This is a genomic window from Paenibacillus sp. 01T422, from assembly GCF_056398785.1.
In genome coordinates, this window is the sequence record NZ_JBFTQB010001232.1 from 1 (window position 1) to 1,425 (window position 1,425).

Below are 1,425 nucleotides of genomic sequence, written 5' to 3' on the forward strand. Positions count from 1 at the left end.
CCTTATAGGTGGAACTAAACCACTCATTAATTGATAATGATAATCGATATCATCTAACTACTATAAAATCTAGTTGCCAGTTTGTCAACGAGAATCTCATCTTGCATAATCTCTTCACGGATAATAAGGATTCCACACATATAGAGCAGCAGCGGCAGAACTTCGACTTTTCGCTGAGGAAAATGTTGGTTTTTGATAAATGAACAGAACCTTTGTCGAAAGCAAATTTATTAGCAGGGAATGTCGTGTATTTGGTGAAATTGTTGCTAGGAGCTTACACGTTGTGTTTCTTTTGCACGAAATAGAGAGAAGGGGGTAGTTCGATGTATACATTATTAATTGTCGATGATGAGCCAAGACATAGGGATGGATTAGCGAATCTGATCGGGAAACTAAGGCCGGATTACCAGGTGTTTAAGGCGAAAAATGGGAATGAAGCGCTTGGCATTATGGCAGACAATCCTATCGATATTGTTTTTAGCGATATCCGTATGCCACAGATGGATGGATTACAGCTGTTAGAGCACTTGGACTCCTATGCCAAACCGCCGATTCTTGTCGTATTAAGCGGATACCGGCAATTCGAATATGCACAAAAAGCAATTAGCTTAGGGGTATGTGAATACTTACTGAAGCCAGTTGATGCAGAGACGATGAAACATACTTTGGAGAAGATTGAAAGAGAAATAACAGCCAATCATACGCAGCTGCAAGAAAATGAAAATGCGCTCATCAAACTTAATCAAACAATCCCTATTTACAATGATCATCTGATGAACCAATGGATTGCGGGGCATATAGAAGGAAAACGTCTATCTGAATTACGCAAATTACTTCCTCCTATCGAGACAGGCACTGTTCTGCTCACAGAGATCAATGCGTTTCGATCAGCGGATTTTATGGATGATTATCAGGTCAAGCAGCTTCTTAAGGAACAAATAGAACAAACTTTGGGGCCTGCAGCAGGCTCTGTTTCATTTTTCTTAGAAGACAGAAGAAGTATTCTCGTTACTGTCATATCCACAAGTTCATTCGAAATTCGCTCGACTGAAACGCAGGATAAGCTGCGCGAATGTATTCGAAAAATGAAGGAAGACGGTTTGGAGATCACCCTAGCGCTGGGCAGTAAATGCGAGGATATCATCAGGCAAATCAAACAATCTTTCGGAGATGCCAAACGGGCTTTATCGTATCAGTTTTTTCTTGGTAGCGCTATCATTCTTTCGTTGGAAGAGATTATGCCGGCAGCTAGCGGGCAGGTTCTTGCCAAATATCGCGAAGAAGAGGAGCTGCTTGATGCCGTTCGCGAGTCGGATAAAGAGAAAGCCATTCGATTAATCCATACCATTTTCGAAAAACAAATCAACCAGGGACTTCCTCTGCCTGAATCCTTCAAAGAATTTATTCTTCGTATTGTCTTGCGTC

General features: G+C 41.3%; 1 protein-coding gene. It reads left to right on the forward strand.

Features of this window, described 5'->3' with window-relative positions; translation table 11 throughout:
• Window positions 1-323: 323 nt before the first annotated feature.
• A partial coding sequence (locus tag AC1DUA_RS37490) for a response regulator (protein WP_477504555.1) occupies window positions 324-1,425 on the forward strand: 1,102 nt, incomplete at its 3' end.